20 protein-coding genes are annotated in these 16075 nt (G+C 50.3%); 1 reads left to right on the top strand and 19 read right to left on the bottom strand.

Features of this window, described 5'->3' with window-relative positions; genetic code table 11:
• Positions 1–4: 4 nt before the first annotated feature.
• From cbiQ to FCL45_RS01135, 8 genes are all read right to left on the bottom strand, one after another.
• Complete coding sequence (gene cbiQ, locus FCL45_RS01170; protein ID WP_167495628.1) at positions 5–760, bottom strand: cobalt ECF transporter T component CbiQ; 756 nt, start codon at positions 758–760, stop codon at positions 5–7.
• On the bottom strand, positions 757–1536 hold the full coding sequence (locus tag FCL45_RS01165) for a DUF4198 domain-containing protein (RefSeq protein WP_136795475.1): 780 nt from the start codon (positions 1534–1536) through the stop codon (positions 757–759). The genes cbiQ and FCL45_RS01165 overlap by 4 nt, the downstream gene beginning before the upstream one ends.
• Positions 1536–2195, bottom strand: coding sequence for a transthyretin-like family protein (locus tag FCL45_RS01160; protein ID WP_136795474.1), 660 nt, complete (start codon positions 2193–2195; stop codon positions 1536–1538). The genes FCL45_RS01165 and FCL45_RS01160 overlap by 1 nt, the downstream gene beginning before the upstream one ends.
• Positions 2195–2794 (bottom strand): cobalt transporter CbiM, encoded by a 600-nt coding sequence (cbiM, locus tag FCL45_RS01155; RefSeq protein ID WP_136795473.1) that lies wholly within the window; start codon positions 2792–2794, stop codon positions 2195–2197. Before cbiM ends, FCL45_RS01160 begins: the two co-directional genes overlap by 1 nt.
• A gap of 6 nt (positions 2795–2800) precedes the next feature.
• On the bottom strand, positions 2801–2962 hold the full coding sequence (locus tag FCL45_RS01150) for a hypothetical protein (RefSeq protein WP_153305530.1): 162 nt from the start codon (positions 2960–2962) through the stop codon (positions 2801–2803).
• A 374-nt stretch (positions 2963–3336) separates the two neighbouring features.
• Positions 3337–4098, bottom strand: coding sequence for a TSUP family transporter (locus tag FCL45_RS01145; protein ID WP_136795472.1), 762 nt, complete (start codon positions 4096–4098; stop codon positions 3337–3339).
• 256 nt (positions 4099–4354) lie between these two features.
• Entirely contained in the window at positions 4355–5749 is a 1395-nt protein-coding gene (locus tag FCL45_RS01140) for a CDP-archaeol synthase (protein WP_136795471.1), read from the bottom strand.
• Positions 5750–5840: 91 nt separating this feature from the next.
• Positions 5841–6395: a CDP-alcohol phosphatidyltransferase family protein gene (locus tag FCL45_RS01135; protein ID WP_136795470.1), complete on the bottom strand. Its 555-nt coding sequence runs from the start codon at positions 6393–6395 to the stop codon at positions 5841–5843.
• A gap of 92 nt (positions 6396–6487) precedes the next feature.
• Between FCL45_RS01135 and FCL45_RS01130 the strand changes: the two genes are divergently transcribed.
• A complete protein-coding gene (locus tag FCL45_RS01130) occupies positions 6488–6688 on the top strand; it encodes a hypothetical protein (RefSeq protein WP_136795469.1) in 201 nt (66 codons plus the stop codon).
• Between the two features lie 38 nt (positions 6689–6726).
• Here FCL45_RS01130 and FCL45_RS01125 read toward each other — a convergent pair whose 3' ends face one another.
• From FCL45_RS01125 to nifH, 11 genes are all read right to left on the bottom strand, one after another.
• The gene (locus FCL45_RS01125) at positions 6727–7395 is read right to left on the bottom strand and encodes a 7-cyano-7-deazaguanine/7-aminomethyl-7-deazaguanine transporter (protein ID WP_136795468.1); all 669 of its coding nucleotides are present in this window, start codon (positions 7393–7395) and stop codon (positions 6727–6729) included.
• Between the two features lie 223 nt (positions 7396–7618).
• The gene (locus FCL45_RS01120; protein WP_136795467.1) at positions 7619–7966 is read right to left on the bottom strand and encodes a hypothetical protein; all 348 of its coding nucleotides are present in this window, start codon (positions 7964–7966) and stop codon (positions 7619–7621) included.
• 79 nt (positions 7967–8045) lie between these two features.
• Positions 8046–8492 (bottom strand): hypothetical protein, encoded by a 447-nt coding sequence (locus FCL45_RS01115; RefSeq protein ID WP_136795466.1) that lies wholly within the window; start codon positions 8490–8492, stop codon positions 8046–8048.
• Between the two features lie 62 nt (positions 8493–8554).
• The gene (locus FCL45_RS01110; protein ID WP_136795465.1) at positions 8555–9013 is read right to left on the bottom strand and encodes a GNAT family N-acetyltransferase; all 459 of its coding nucleotides are present in this window, start codon (positions 9011–9013) and stop codon (positions 8555–8557) included.
• 4 nt (positions 9014–9017) lie between these two features.
• On the bottom strand, positions 9018–9320 hold the full coding sequence (locus tag FCL45_RS01105) for a (2Fe-2S) ferredoxin domain-containing protein (RefSeq protein WP_136795544.1): 303 nt from the start codon (positions 9318–9320) through the stop codon (positions 9018–9020).
• Positions 9321–9417: 97 nt separating this feature from the next.
• Entirely contained in the window at positions 9418–10575 is a 1158-nt protein-coding gene (locus tag FCL45_RS01100) for a NifB/NifX family molybdenum-iron cluster-binding protein (RefSeq protein ID WP_167495627.1), read from the bottom strand.
• Between the two features lie 125 nt (positions 10576–10700).
• Positions 10701–12074 (bottom strand): nitrogenase molybdenum-iron protein subunit beta, encoded by a 1374-nt coding sequence (gene nifK / locus FCL45_RS01095; RefSeq protein WP_136795463.1) that lies wholly within the window; start codon positions 12072–12074, stop codon positions 10701–10703.
• Between the two features lie 160 nt (positions 12075–12234).
• A complete protein-coding gene (gene nifD, locus FCL45_RS01090; protein ID WP_136795462.1) occupies positions 12235–13872 on the bottom strand; it encodes a nitrogenase molybdenum-iron protein alpha chain in 1638 nt (545 codons plus the stop codon).
• 87 nt (positions 13873–13959) lie between these two features.
• Positions 13960–14334, bottom strand: a complete 375-nt coding sequence (locus FCL45_RS01085; protein ID WP_136795461.1) for a P-II family nitrogen regulator — start codon at positions 14332–14334, stop codon at positions 13960–13962.
• Positions 14331–14678 carry a P-II family nitrogen regulator gene (locus tag FCL45_RS01080; protein WP_136795460.1) on the bottom strand — a complete coding sequence of 116 codons (348 nt, stop codon included), beginning with the start codon at positions 14676–14678 and terminating at the stop codon, positions 14331–14333. Before FCL45_RS01080 ends, FCL45_RS01085 begins: the two co-directional genes overlap by 4 nt.
• Positions 14679–14770: 92 nt before the next feature.
• A complete protein-coding gene (gene nifH / locus FCL45_RS01075; RefSeq protein ID WP_136795459.1) occupies positions 14771–15598 on the bottom strand; it encodes a nitrogenase iron protein in 828 nt (275 codons plus the stop codon).
• Positions 15599–16075 lie beyond the last annotated feature (477 nt).

Below are 16075 nucleotides of genomic sequence, written 5' to 3'. Positions count from 1 at the left end.
GCAACTACAACACAAGCAGCTCAAACGAGCCGAGTCCGGCGGCGACGAAGATCATAGCAACTACAAAGACCAGATCTGATCTGGAACAGGACTTTTCATTCAAGCTGTAAAATCTACCATGGAATCCACGCAGCGTCATCGCCTGATTGACCCGCTCGGCGCGATGCCAACTGTTCACCAGGGTCATGCCGAAAAGATACCCATAGGTACGGTAGGTGTGCATATTGGTGGCGGGCCTGAAACAACGGAGGCGGGCGGCTCGTACCAGACGTTGAAATTCCTGATGAATGAGGAATACATAACGATAAGAAAAGAGCAGCAGCAGGCAGAGCTTTTCGGGAAAGTGCAGTCTGTTCAGGCTGTGGCCGATATCGGCGATGTTTGAAGTCGCAAGCAGGGCGATGCAGAGCAGGACGATACCATTGGTCTTCAAGGTGATGAGCAAAGCCATATGCACTCCAGCATCGCTGATACCAAGTGGCCCAAGTGTGGCAATAGCCTGGCCGGGATAGGTCAGGGGCAGGGTCAGCCAGAGAAAGATGGTAAAACTGTTGACCACCGCCAGACGCAGTAAAACACTTTTGAGGTTCAGCCTGGCCATGAAAACCAGCAGCGTGGCGAGCACCAGGCCGTACGATGCGACCTGGTAGCTCTTTGTCAGTGCCAGTACCAGGGTCAGCGCCGTGGCGCTGACCAGCTTGACCCTGGTGTCTGTTCTATGAAGCAGGGAATTACCCTGACTGAATTGTTCGAATATCACTGTAATTGGTATTCGTTGAGGTAGGTCCAGAGAACGGCGCCCAGTTCGACACCTTTATCCTCACCCTCTGGATTTTTGATTGTGTAGTCGGCCTCTGATAACGCTGAAAAGCCCCACCAGCCAGGTTTGGGGCAGGTGAAGGAAAAGACACCGTTTTCATCCGCGGTGATTACCTGGGTTACATGGTAGTCGCCTGGTGCCTGGTATTTGCCGTCGCGGTTATATAACTCAACCTCCACCTCAGCATTGGCGGCGGGCTTGCCGTCGATAAGTACCTGCCCCGTGAAGCTGTTACCGGCATAATTGCCGAACGGTCTCAGCATCGGCACAATCTCGGTCGGTAAACCGACTGGTTCGTCCCAGCCTTCATCATCTCCGTAGGCGGCGACAATGGTTTTCGTGTAGTGAATGATCGAGAGGTCTTCGGCTGGTTCCCAGTATGGTTGCGGTTCCATGACAAAGTGATACACGCCGGGACGCTTCACTTTAAAGTTGGTTGCCCAGCCCTGGTGGCCCATAACCTCTGCCTCATGCAGGGAATTGAGCAGGTCGGTCTGTTCACCTTCAGCAACCACGTAGAAACGGGTCGGTTTCACCATGTCCATGCCGATCAGTTCAAATGGGTGGGAAAAAGACAGGTTGATGTCGATATTTTTCTTTTGCTGGGTGACGATATTTTCAGAGGGAATAACCATGCCGAAATGCGCCATGGTTTGCCCGGCACCGCATAAAAGTATACCGGTAGCACAACCGGCGACAATCATGTTGCGGATCATTAATGTTCTCCTTTCTCGGATTTTTTTCGTGATGAGAAGTATGCCGCGACGCCGGCAAGACCAAAAATATAGCCGAGGCCGCCTATGATATCCTGCAGTGATATCTGCTTCTCCTTGGTTTGAGCGAGCATATGCTTCACAGGTCTCAACTGTTTTTCTACAGACTCGTCGACAATACGACGTAGTGTCTCTTCATCTATTGCCTGCCGGATTTCTGCACCTGGCAGGCCAGGAACACCTTTTGCGGCAGGGCTGACCTCTGCCGGTGTCTGCGCTGCAGGTGGGGCTACCTGATTAGTGTCGTTGGGTTCAGGTGCAGGCAGGTACTCATCTGCATTCAATAGCCAGCTGTTTCTGTGGCCATCTCCACCATTGACGACAATCTTCAGGTTAAGACTTTGTTCCCTGGCGAGATCAGGGATGGGCAGGGAGAACTCTCCCTTTTCATCGGTAGTGGTTGAGCTGATCAGGGCGTTGTCGGCATCGTTATACACTTCGACGGCTACGTTTTTGGCAGATTTACCACCGCTGAAGGCTGTCTCTCCGACAATGTCATTTCCTTCAACGTAGGCAAAGACCCGTACCTTATGGGCGAACGCTGTGCCGGCTGTGAGAATGAGCAGCAGAGACAGCGTAGCTATAGAGTTGAACATTTTCATTATTTATATCCTTTGAGAATGTCTGGGTGGACCCGGGCAATAAAGGTTACCGTGAACATGGTGATGAAGCCTTCTATGACCATTACCGGCAGGTTGGCGACAATTGAGAGCTGAGCTGCACGGAGAAAGCCTATATCCGCAAGGGCCAGGGAAGCCGCCATAAAAATGGCAGCAAGCAGAATGGCTCCAAAACCGGCAATGAAGGCTGCCGCAGCTCGGGTTTTAGGTTGGGCAAGCCAGGGGCGGACCAGGTAGTAGCAGGCCAGGGCAGACGCTGCCATATTCAGGGTGTTGACGCCAATTACGGTTATTCCCCCAAATTGAAAAAAGACAGCCTGTAATAACAGAGCAATCAGGATTGCCGGAAAACAGGCCCAGCCCAGCAGGATTCCAAGCAGGCCGTTGAGTACCAGATGAACGCTACTGGGGCCGATAGGCACATGAATCAATGAAGCGACAAAGAACGTTGCCGTAAGAATGGCCACCGGCATGACACGGTCGTAGTCTATAGACTTCAGACCGATTGCAGTGCCGACTGCTGTTAAGGCACCACCGGTGATGAGAACGGGAGCGGATAATACACCTTCTGAAATATGCATAGCAAACTATGGGGTGTTGGAAGGGAGAAATAAAAAGAAGGAGGTTATCGCCGGCAATGATGACCAAAGGTCTGTTGTACAGGCGATATTCAGGTCATGGCATGAGTAGCCGGAAGCCCTGAAAGAATCGATAACCAGATTGTTACTGCTACCATACTGTGTTGTCATATCGAGTGGTCCTTTGCTAACGCAACTCCGTAAACAAAAACAGGTAACACGATTTCTCAATACGTGTTACATAACCACCTTAGCTCTTGGGTGTCAAGGGGAAAAAATTAGAGAAAGAAAAGGAGTGGTTGGAAAATACCGCAATAATAGCCGGGGGATAGCTGAAATAAACCAGAATAGGCAGCTGTTCTAGTTTATTAGCATAAAGGCGAAAGAGATGACAGCGTTTTGTGGATTGATCGGAGTCCAGGCAGGGCGTACCTTTTCGGGTTCCGCCCAGACACTATTCCAAACCGGCATATCCCGGCAGCTCAGGGGATCTGTTGTGCCAGCCGTGTATATGTGAAGGGAACGGGATCGAAATACTGGTTTGCCTATACTGAGAAAAAGTATTTCAACAACATACCGGTACACATGATGACTACCAGCACGCGCAGGTAGGCAGGATTGATTTTAAAAAGGATATGCGAGCCGGCCCAGGCTCCGAGCATCTGCCCTGTCATCATGATGGCCCCCAGCAGCCAGACGACTTTTCCCGCGAAAAGAAATACGATCAGAGAGGCTATGTTTGTCGAAAAATTGAGTGTTTTGGCTATGGCGGTGGCGTCTATCAGGCCGTGACCCCGTAAAGATACACCTGCCATAGCAAAAAAGGAGCCGGTTCCGGGGCCGAACATGCCGTCGTACCAACCGATTGCCGGCACAATACAGTTTCGGTAAAGACGGTTCGATATCTTGGCCTCGCCCTTGTCTTGTCTTGGAGTTGGCGAAATCAGGAAGTAAACGGCAATGCAGAATAGTACTATCGGTACCACGAAGGTAAGCACTTCAGTGTTAATAAACTGGAGGGCGATGGTGCCCATGGTTGAGCCGATAAGGGCGGAGAGCATCAGCCATTTGACATCATGCCAGTTGACTCTGCGCTTACGAAACATTATGAGGCTCGCTGTCGCCGTACCGACAGAACCTTGAAGTTTGTTGGTTCCAAGGGCGTAAAGAGGCGGCACACCACTCATGATGAGTGCAGGTAAGGCAATAAGCCCGCCGCCCCCGGCCAGAGTGTCAATCATGCCTGCAATTGCAGCTATGAAGAAAAGAAAAATTACGATTTCTGCTGGGTATCCTAAGAGTTCCATGGGCGGTATTAGAAAAGAGATGAGCCCGGAATTTTCATGATAATGAGAAATGCCGGTTGATGGTTATGTGACCCAAGAGAAGAACTGGCGACCTGGAAGGCCGTTGAGAACTCTTCGGACAGCTGGTATTGATTTGCAGCAAGGGCATGACGAGTTAATAGCCCGTTTATAGACTTTTGCATAGCTTTCTTTGCCTACACGCTAAGGAAAATGTGCAGTGAAGCACAAAGGCAAAAAAACTTATGTTATCCAACGACTAAGTCGATTTGTCCAGAGTTATCACCACAATTTCGGCAGGGCAGTTAAAGCGAACAGGGATACTTGATGTACCGACACCTCTGCTGGTATATCCATGCATACCCTGGTAGTGCCAGGGCCCACTGGCAGTGAATCGCGGAGCGCGGCTGTTGGTGATTATCGGTTTTCCTTCTTTCAGGCAGATCTGGCCGCCATGGGTGTGACCGCACAGGAAGAGTCTGGCGCCGGTAAACGAGGCTTGTATATAGGGTTCCGGGGAATGGGAGAGAAAGATGATAAAGCCATTATCGGGGATATTTTCCACCGCCTTGTCTGGGGCGGCCAGATTGTAGTAGTGCGGGTCATCGACTCCGGCAATCCAGATGGTGGAGTTGCCTTTGGTGATTGGCGCTGAGTCGTTGACCAGCATGATTACCCGGGCATCCTCCATCTCCGGGAGCATCTCCAGGCAATCGTGATTGCCGAGTACGCCAAAGGTCCCGTATGGCGCGTCAACAGCCTCCATCAGTGATTGAAGTTCTGTAATTGCTGGTTGTATTGAACCATACGTTTTCATTCGTATGTCGCCACCGATCAGGAGGAGATCGAAATCAACGGTATCGAGCTGTTGTTTTATGAGATCTGCTATTCCCTCCATTCCGTCCAGATGAAGATCTGTCAGAAAAGCGATTCTGAAACCGTTGAACTCTTCAGGGAGTGATTCGAAAAAATAGATTTTCTCCTCAATCCTGAGGGATCTGGCATTTTTTTCGCCAAGCCCATACAGGCCTGTCGCTTTAAAAAAGAATGTCAACAGGATCTGGTCAGAGAGAATATTGGTAAGGTTGAACCAGACATGGTAGCGGGCATAGGGCGTGTGGCATGATTTCCATTCCTTATAGCGAACGGCGGAGGATACTGTACGGGGATAATCTTCCGGTATGTCGGCAACGGTCAAAATGGACCAGATACGGGAACTGAGATAGGCGACTGTAACAAACAGGAGCAGGATGGCGGCAGCTTTGAAGAACCCGAATGGTATCACTGAGGCCAGGTAGATTGTTGGAAACAGTGATTCAAACAGCTGATCGAGAAAAGCCACCTCACTGCCGCTTGGCAAGGCCATCCTTCGCTTGATGAACGAGGAGGAGAGATCGCCGAGCATGGCCAGAAGCGCGGCTGTAAAGGCGATTGAAATTGGCTGGTCAAGAAGAGGAAAGAGGAGGGTGCCGCCAATAATGCCGGCCAGAATTCCGCGGATGGTTTTATTTCTGCCGAAAATTCTTTTACCGTCCAACCATGTTTTGCCGTAGTCCAGAGGTTGCGAAAAACGACCTTTTGAGAGGAGGGCGATCAGCGGTGGTAAGGCGTTTACGATGAGAAGAAAGAGAACAAGCCTGAGTGTTTCAAACATCGCCCGCTCCTGAATGTGTTCCGTTGTCGGGGAGTAGCAACAGGACAGAGGGTTGCAATCAAGGTTGAATGCTTAAGCAGGTAAAGTAACTTTATGCTGTATTGTTCTTCGGTGTTGCCGAATGTCTGGTTGAGAGAAATTTACAAAAGAGCAGGCCATAATCAAAAGCTGCAACAATGCTGCAAGTGGAGGCTAGTATCAAACCGGAAAGTATTTGTGTCGGCGCTGCCAGAATGATAACGAACAGGATGAATTGACCACCTGTGGCGATTTTACCTGTCGGGCGTGACTTGGTATTTTTGAATTCTGCCCATAACCCCCTGGTAGCCAGAAAACCGGCAGTAGCCGCGACCAGCAAGTCGCGAGCCAGGACGAGGGGAATCCAATACACTGCAAATCTGTCTGAAAGTGTAAAGACAAACAGAACTGTCAGCACGAAAAACTTGTCGGCAATTGCGTCGACCAGAGCACCTTGCCAGCTGATAACCTGCCACTTACGCGCAAGCCAGCCATCGAGCACGTCGCTGATAGCTGCAAAGACGACCAGCCACAGCCAATATTTTTCAGGAACTGCCGGAAAAATCAGGGCAATAACCAGGCGAAGTGCAGAGAGTAAGCTAGGTATAACTGGCTTTAACCGTATCATATCACAATTGCATAATACTGTTTCAGGGCTGAAAAATCTTTTACAGCGTAGTTTCCATTCGGAAAAGATCGCTGAGAAATCCAGGATTATTCATGCAGTATACACTTGATGCTTTAAAACTGTCGAGAATACATATTAACAATATGAAAATGCATGGAAAGCGGAAGGGGGCGCAGGTCTGGAGTTCGCGAAAAATGCTGGTGGCAGGTACAGGCAAAAAAGAACATATTGCCGCAAGAGAAAAAGGAAAAATCCAGGCCAGGTCAGTGCTTGTTGGACAATCACTGACCTAGCTCTTCAGGTAAAACAGGATGACTTGGCAGGGCGGGACTTATTGTCCTGCAAGAGCACCACTTTTAAACGGTTGAATAAGGATTCTGTCAGTGATGATTCTCAGCAGAATTCCATAGGCTGGCAGAAAAAGCAGAAGGCTGATGAACAGCTTAAAGGCGTAATCCACCGCGGCGATCTCCGGCCAGTGGGTGGCCATGAAAGCATCGGTGCTGGCATAAAAGGCGACTGAGAAAAAAATCACTGTATCAAGAAGGTTGCCAAGAACTGTCGAGGCAGCCGGCGCAACCCACCAGCGCTTATTCTGGCGCAACCTGGAGAAAACTCTAATGTCCACCAGTTGGCCAAGGGCATAGGCGGTGAAGCTGGCGAAAGCGATGCGAAAAACAAAAAGATTGAACTCGGCAAGCCCGGCCGCTCCTTGATAAGCCCCTTCAAAAAAGAGCACGGATACCAGATACGACAGAATCAGGGCCGGAATCATTGCCCCGAAAATAATCTTCCGTGCTTCACTGGCCCCGAAGATACGCACAGTAAGGTCGGTTGCCAGGTAGACAAACGGAAAGCTGAATGCGCCCCAGGTGGTATGGAAGCCGAATAGCTGGAATGGCAGCTGTACCAGATAGTTGCTCGCGGCGATAATGAAAATATGAAAACTTACAAGAATAACCAGGGCGCGCTTAGTCTGCGCATCAGAAAGAACAAGCATTGAAGAGTCCTTTTTTTTTGGTCGGGGTGAGGGAACCCGATTTTATAACAGATCCGGCGTAACCTCTCTGTCGCCGGATGAATTTCACAATTATTTTGCTATCGAATGAATGCCGTCGATAGAAACAGACACTATAACGAGAAATTATCAGGCAACAAGTGTTTTTTCGCTACTCTGCTATTTTATCCGAAATGAAGCTGATTTGACAGCAACGGTATTCGGGTTACGACGACTGGCTGATGAATTCCAGCTGAAAGGATTCATCCTGATCGTTTTGCTGCATGCTGAACATGCCTTTGACTATGGGTTTGAGCGAGAGCCACCCAGCTGGTTCTGCGAGTCTGGTGAGAATCTCCGGTCGATCTTCAGGGACTGAATCGCTATTGAACCAGACGTAGAGTTCTTCCCCTTTTTCGCCCATCTGCAGCAGAAAAGCGTTGTGCTCAACGAAGATGAGGTCTTCGTACATGTGGGTGGCTTCAAGATTCATGTGTTCGAGCAGTTGTTTTATCAAGCCAAGTGGACGATATGGGACTGCGGTTGCGGTTTCGGGATGGGTTTCGGGATTCATGCTCATCATGGTGTTTATGTGGTCGCAAATGAGGTGCGTGATAATTTTAAAAGAGTTCTCTGGTGTCGGCAAAACTGTTTTATGACGGTTTGGTCCGGTTTTGTTGCACCAGCGGCAAAATAAGCTGCTGAACTTCAAGGCCAATATCCAGGATGACCGAAACCTGGTGTTCGTCGGGGACTACGTACTGGTATTCATCCGGGTCGCAGATATCCTGGAAGCTGTCGAGAAAGAGCAGTTTTTTATGGAGATCCGGCAGTGGTCCGGTATGTCGTTCAAGTGCGGCGGCAAGATCTGTCATGGTGTGGTTTTCTGCCAGGTCACCATTTTTCATGAGAAAGCCCATTATCAGCTTTTCAATGGCCATGGCTGTGATGTTATACAGTGCCTCTGAGGTAAATGCCTTTCGCTTTTTGCTGAAAGCGCCGACGGCTGTGCTCAGAAACTGTTGTCCATCCCTGAGGTAATCCTGCCAGTCGTCAATGGAGACAATGAGCTCTTTGGGCTGGATGAGAGTTGTTTGCATGGAGTCCTCCTGGTAAAACCAATAAAAACGGCAAGCTGAGAGACTGTTTTTTAGGAATCAAGCTATGGAACGCGACTTCTCAGACAGATGAGATCGGTAGAGTTCCAGCCTGTCTTGCGATAAAAGTCCAGCGCTGCACTGTTGTTGCGATCGGCAAGTAACTGCAGGCGTGATATGGAGTGGCGGCCCGCCTTGTCTGCTATGGATTCAAGCAGTTGTCTGCCAATACCTCTTTGCCTGAACTTTTGGTCTATAACTACATCTTCCACCAGCAGGGCCGGCCCGCCTTCGGCTGTGGAAATCAGGGTCTGGCCGGTGCACATTCCAACGACTTCCCCTTGTACCTCGGCGACCAGAACAATAGCCTGATCAGATTCAAGCAGCATCCTGAGACCTTTGAGTTGTCGTTTTGCATCACCCTGAAAGTCCTCTTCGACATCAAACAGTTCAGCCAGAAGAGCTGCCATTGTCTCGATATCTTTGGTTTTGGCGGGCCGTATTGTTGCCTGGCTTCTGGTCATGCGCTCAGGAAATCAGATATTCTGCTGCCGGCTCACCATCTTCGATGGAGTCGAGTATGGTATCGATAGCTTCCTCGCTGTCCACACCTTTGAACCACCAGTTCTCCGGCTGGACCACCATCACAGGCCCAGACTCGCATTGTTTCAGGCAACCGGTCGCAACGACCTGCATATCGAGGCCACGGTCGAGGATTTCCTCCTCAATGTATTGCAGAAAGCCATCAGTCTGCTTGTGGCAGATTCCTTTCGGGTCACCTTTTAATCTGAAACTCTGACAAACAAGTATTTGTTTTTCCGGTGTTGCCATTATGTAATCCTTTTTAAAAGTAATATGATTATTTACTCTTCCAACGTCCAACGTCCAACGTCCAACGTCCAACGTCCAACGTCCAACGTCCAACCTTTTACGCTTTCTTGCCGCAGCCTTTTTTGCGTTCGCCGCCATAGAGCAAATCGACACTGCCTTCGATATTGTCATGGGTAATAAGCACGTTGATGCCGTGCCGGTCCAGAATCCTCCGTGGTCGATCTCCTGCGCTTGCCGCAAGCAGGGCAAAACAGTCAGGGATGGTGCCGGCGAGGATGTCCCAGCGCTCTTTTCCTTCTCCGGGCTGTGGTGCCGGTCGGCACTCAAGTAAGCATTTCAAGCCATCTTCCCTGGGCCCGTAGATAAGCAGTTGTGGTGCCTGGCCAAGATGCAGATCTACCTCCATGCCGTTTGAGCTGACCACTGCTATGTTGGGCCGGTCCTCTTTGGGTTTTGGCAGATTGTTGGCTGCTTCATTACAACCTGCTGTCTCTATCACTGCGGGTCTGCCCTCTATGGCCGGGAGGATGTTGGCGATTTTGCCGACAACGGTGGCCATGAGCTCCGGGCTGGGTTCCGGAAGGCTTATATCGGCCTCGATTTCGGGTGCATACGGATGGAGTACCATCTCGTCAGCACCAAGCTCTGCCATTTTTTTGGCCAGCAATTCAAATTGATCGTCATTGACCATGGGATAGAGGGTCGAGACGATGCGAATTTTTAAGCCAGCGTCCTGGAAGGCCTGTATGGCATGGGATTGTTCTCTGGCCAATGTTGCTGTTGCCTCAGAGAGCTTCAAGGTTTTGAAGCCAGGTCGGACCCAGGCGTAGATTTTTTCCATAACCGCTGGCTCGACGGCATCCACCAGAACTTCAACCTCGGTTACTCCTGCCTTGCCAAGCTTGTCAGCGTGTTGCAGGCCTCCGATACCCAGCGTACGAATACTAATCGGCAGATCAGGGTACTGTTGCCTGATTAATCGTACCGTCTCAAGGGGAAGTTCGATTTCGGCCAGAGGATCACCCGGACCGTAGATCAGTACTCCATCAATCCTGGAGCCTACCTGTTCCAGCTCCCGGATTTTTTCCACTGCGGCCTGTGGCATAATCAGTGATTGATTTTTGCCGTTGAGCGGTGAAAAACGGATTCGGTGATTGACCCGTGGTGCGACGGTGAGCTGAACTATGCCGGGGTTAGGTGCCGTATGTTTGCAATCGGGAAGTTTCCCGGCGCCAGCTTGTTCGTTTCTGCCCATGTTCTTTTTCCTTTTCTGCTGGATATGGTGATCAATTCGCCTGTTGTTGAATCGCTGCATGCGATTTTGAGCGAGAGGCCTGTGTTCGTATGCAGCGAAGTCTGGATCAACGGTGTTCCCGTCCCCTAGTAGACGAGTTCGAACTTCTCCTCCGGATTATCACGATCCATCCGGTCGAGAAGTACTCCAAGAATTTTTTCAAGCATCCTGATACCGCCCTTGTATCCGACAGTCGGGAAGTACTGATGCCCCTGGCGGTCGAGGATAGGAAAGCCCCAGCGGATAAACGGGATGTCTTCGTCCCGGGCCATATATTTGCCATAGGTGTTACCGATCAGCAGATCGACAGGCTCGTTCTTAATCCACTGGTGGAGCAGGAACATATCTCCGGCAGCCTTGACATTCACTTCATACGGGACGTCCTTGGTAATCTCTTTAATACGGCGCTCGAATTTCTTGCCGGGGGTACCTGTGACGATGTGAATAGGGCACATATCGATGGCGACCAGGAACTCAACCATGGAGATCAACTGATCAGGGTCACCGAAAATCGCTACTTTCTTGTGATAGAAATACTGGTGCATATCAGAAATCATATCGACCAGCTGACCACGTTCAGCAGAGACCTCTTCGGCCACAGAGGTGCCGGCGATTTTTCTCAAAGCATCGATGAAACGATCTGTTGCCTGCAGGCCGAACGGCATATCAAGTACGGAACAGGGAACCTTGCATTTGGAGTCGAGGGTCCGTGCCGCATCGGCAGAGCACCATTCGCCGAGGGCGAGAGTACCGCTTGCATCACCGCTGCTCTTGATGTCCTCAATCGGGGTACCACCATCAGGGAACATGTGGTACTCGCCATTGAGTGGACCGTTCAGGACTCCGGAAGTGTCCGGGAACATGTTGATCTTTACATCCATCATGGCCGCGAGACGCTTGATTTCTTCCATGTCGCATGGCTCTACCCAGCCCGGGATGATATTGACCTTGCCGTTTCTGTTTTCGCTTTTCCGGGCAAGAGCCGCCATGGCTTTGACCATGTTGGAAAAGCCGGTTACATGTGAGCCGACATAACTTGGGGTGGGAGCACCCAGAACCGTCTTGCCTTCCGGAACCTTTTTCTCCTTGATCGCCTTGTCGAAGATCTGCGGCAGGTCGTCACCAATGGTTTCGGAGAGGCAGGTGGTGTGAACAGCGATTACTTCAGGCTCGTAAACGGTAAAGATATTATTGATAGCCTGCAGCAGGTTCGCCTGGCCGCCAAAAACTGATGCACCCTCGGTAAAGGAACTTGTCGCGGCTGAGATCGGCTCTTTATAATGCCTGGTCAGGGTAGATCTATGGTAGGCACAACAGCCCTGGGAACCGTGACTATGCGGCAAGCAGCCCTTAATGCCGAGTGCTGCATACATGGCACCAATCGGCTGGCAGGTCTTTGCCGGATTGATTGTCAGAGCCTTACGCTCTGTAACTTCTTTTGGTGTATGTCGTAGTAACATGTGAGTACCTATTCGTGATTCTCTTAGTTCCACGAAAAATTAGGATTTTCGTTCAAGGTCGAGGCGTGCTGAGGAATTTTCCCGCAGACATATGCTTTATATGTCGAGGATAAAATTCATCAGCACAACGAAGAGATTGGACGAAAAGACAATTTTTCTATTATTCCCAGACGTAAGTAGCTGACAGCTCGGGATTCTCTTCCCAGGGAGCCTTCATGTAGCTCCAGACCTTGCTGGTAACCAGGCGGTCGATTTCCTGATAGAAATTTATCGCCCCTTTGAAACCTGCGTATGGCCCGCCGGAGTCATAGCTGTGCAGCTGCTTCATCGGAATTCCAAGCTTCTGGATGGAGAACTTCTCCTTGATGCCTGCACAGAAAATATCCGGCTTTAACAGCTCTACGAGTTTTTCGGCCTCATACTGGTTGAGATCATCAATGATCAAGGTGTCCTTGTCCATATCGGGGATAAGGCCTTCATATTCCTTGAACTCAAAACCGGATTTTTCAAGCGCTTTCAACTCTTCTTCACTCTTACGTGGTTTAAAGAGTTCGGGATCTGCCGAGACTTCGATCTCTTCAATGTTACGGCTGTCTGCATCAACTTTCAGGTTGGGAATGACTTCCCGGCCTTCATAGTCATCGCGATGGGCGAACTCGTAACCGGCAGAGAGCGTCTTCATGCCCATCTCACTGAACAGTTCCTGGTAATGATGGGCGCGCGATCCGCCGACGAACAGCATGGCGGTCTTGCCGGTGGTGCGTGGCAGAACATCCTCACAGATGGCTTTTACGCTTGGCATCTCTTCAGCGATAACCTCTTCGATTTTGTCAACCAGCTCCTGGTCGGCGAAATAGGCGCCAATTTTCCTGAGAGATTTAGCGGTCGCCTCGGCGCCGATAAAATTCACCTTAATCCAGGGGATGCCGTATTTGGTCTCCAGCATGTCCGCCACATAGTTGATGGAGCGGTGACACATGACGCAACTCAGGTCAGCCTGGTTGGCTGAAGCGAACTGGTCGTAGGTGGAGTTACCAGAGAACGTGGCGATATTGGTGATGCCGCATTTTTTCAAAATTCTGTCGATTTCGAAGCCGTCACCGCCGATGTTGTACTCGCCCAGGAGGTTGATCTTGTATTTATCGGTCTTTTCCTGTTCGCTCTTGCCGACCAGATGAGTAAATACCTGGTTGTTGGCGATATGGTGGCCGGCGGACTGTGAAACACCTTTGTACCCCTCGCAACTGAAGGCAAAAACGTTACAGTCTCCAAACTTTTCTTTCATCTTCCTTGCAACCGCATGAATATCGTCACCGATCAGACCCACAGGGCAGGTTGCGAAAATTGCGATAGCCTTGGGGTGAAAAGTGTCATATGCCTCCTGAATGGCAAGTTCAAGCTTCTTTTCACCACCAAAGATGATGTCTGAGTCCTGCATGTCCGTGGACATGCAGTAGTTGATGAAGTTGGCGTTCTCATGGCCTGAGGCATCGCTCTGGTTTCGTCTGGTCAGCCAGGCGTAGAAGCTGCAGCCGATCGGTCCATGGACCAGATTGACGATGTCGCTGGTGGGGCCCATGATAACGCCCTTACAGCCGGCGTAGGTGCAGCCACGCATAGTGATGATACCCGGAATGGTTCGCACGTTGGCGGTAATCTCCGGCGTGGTGTTTTCCTGTGCTTCGTTGATAAGTATCTGCTTGGCACGTTTTCTGGCAACCTTGGGCGGATACTTTTCAAGGAGTTTTTGTTTTATGTCAGTGGGATCCCACTGAACGGCTTTCTGTGCTTTACCCATTTGTATCTCCTGGCAGAGAACGGCGGATAACCATCGTTCCCTGTTGTTGTTGGTTGAAATTTGCTGCAGTCTGGTGATGGGCTTACGCTACGTGATAGATTTCAAGCCGGATTCTCCGGTTCGAACACGTACTGCATCTGCAACCGGCAGGACGAAGATCTTGCCATCGCCGGGTTTACCGGTCTGATTGACTTTGATGATGGCTTCAACCACCTCGTCCACCTGATCATCCTCAATTACCGCTGTTACCATGCGTTTCGGGTAAAGCTTGCCTTTCTCACCAAGCAGTGCTGCGGCCTCTTCATATCCTTGCTCTACGCCTTCAAGCAGTTTCGGGTTGATGAAACCCATGCCGCGTCCCTGGGCTTCGTGGGCAAAATATGCTGCTATACCAGCATCAGAGAGAGCTGCCTTGGTGCGGTTCATCATATTCATACGAACAACCGCGATTACCTCTTTCATGCGGTCACCTCCTCTGTAGGCTCTTTTATGCCGGAGCTGATGGTGTATACATCTTCAACATCGGTCACGAAGATCTTGCCGTCTCCAAAAGCACCCTTGGTGCCGGAACGGGCAGCGCTCATAATGGTGCTGATGATGAAGTCCTTGTCCTGCGCTTTAACAACACTCACCAGCATGGTTTTGGGGATCTCGTCATAGGTGACTTCACCGATCTTGATGCCTCGCTGCTTACCGCGCCCGGCAACGGAATACTTGGTAACTGCGGGGAAACCGGCATCCATTAATGCGGCAAGTACGTCGTCAGCTTTTTCCGGTCGAACGATGGCCCGAATCATGATCATCATGGTATATTTCTCCTTCAAGTCTGTGCTGTGCGCTGAATGAATCAGGGAATGTGGAGATTCGTTCAGCACTAATTGCATAAAATAAAATTCGGTTACGCTTCCAGTAAGCCAAAGTCCAGGAGCAGCTGCTCAAGCTCTTCGATTTCAAGCGGTGTAGGGATAACGAACATATCGTTTGTATCGATAGCCTCGGCCAGTCCGCGGTATTCGTCGGCCTGTTTGGCTTCTGGGTTCCACTCGATGACGGTCTTTCTGTTGATCTCAGCGCGCTGTACATCGTTGTCACGTGGCACGAAATAAATCATCTGGGTGCCGAGCTTTTTTGCGAGCTCTTCGATCATCTCTTTTTCATTGTCGACGTTTCTTGAGTTGCAGATCAGGCCACCCAGGCGAACACCGCCAGACTGAGCATACTTGACGATACCTTTGCAGATATTGTTGGCGGCATACATGGCCATCATCTCACCGGAGCAGACGATGTAGATCTCTTCAGCCTTACCGTCTCGGATAGGCATTGCAAAACCACCACAGACAACGTCGCCAAGTACATCGTAGAACGCGTAGTCAAGTCCTTCCTTCTCATCGTAGGCACCCAGGGACTCAAGCATGTTGATGGAGGTAATGATACCTCGCCCTGCACAACCAACGCCTGGCTCCGGTCCGCCGGATTCGACTGACCATGAGCCACCAAAACTGGCTTTTCTGATATCATCCAGTTCAACGTCCTCGCCTTCTTCGCGCAAGGTGTCGAGAACGGATTTCTGGGCCAGGCCGCCGAGAAGTAAACGGGTAGAGTCTGCCTTAGGGTCACAGCCGACGACCATGACTTTGCGGCCCATTTCTCCGAGGCCGGCAACTGTGTTCTGGGTTGTGGTTGATTTTCCGATTCCGCCTTTTCCGTAGATTGCCACTTTGCGCATGGTGATCTCCTTTCGAGCTGAGGTACCTGTTTAAGTACCTGGGTTTTTGGGTTTGCGTGTTCCGACACAATTGAAAGCTGTCGGCCTGTTGCAGTGTGTATCTGTTGCAACCTGTTATCGCAAATGGTGTGCCAGACACGTGCTCAAAAGTTTAAATGTAATTAAATCGTGCTGTTGAGCGCTGTTGGTGTGGCCTTGGGTGGTGTGGTGGGTGGGATGGCGGTGATTTCTGTTTTGTGCCGAATGCTACAGGAATGTCAGATCGGTACATACGACGATGTGGCATGTAAGGAAATTGGCGAAAAAAATTTAGAATAGTTTTACGAAAATGTACAGGTTCGTCACAGGAAAGTGAGAGTAATGGTTGATGTTAGCAGATGATAGTTAGAACTGTTTCCGCTTATGTGTCCGAAAGTATGTGACAAAATGACAAAAAAGCAAAAATGTGCCAATTTGGTGCAATACTTGCTGTGTAAT

The organism is Desulfosediminicola ganghwensis, from assembly GCF_005116675.2.
GTDB classification, from domain to species: domain Bacteria; phylum Desulfobacterota; class Desulfobulbia; order Desulfobulbales; family Desulfocapsaceae; genus Desulfopila; species Desulfopila ganghwensis.
This window is presented reverse-complemented; position numbering and strand designations above follow the sequence as displayed.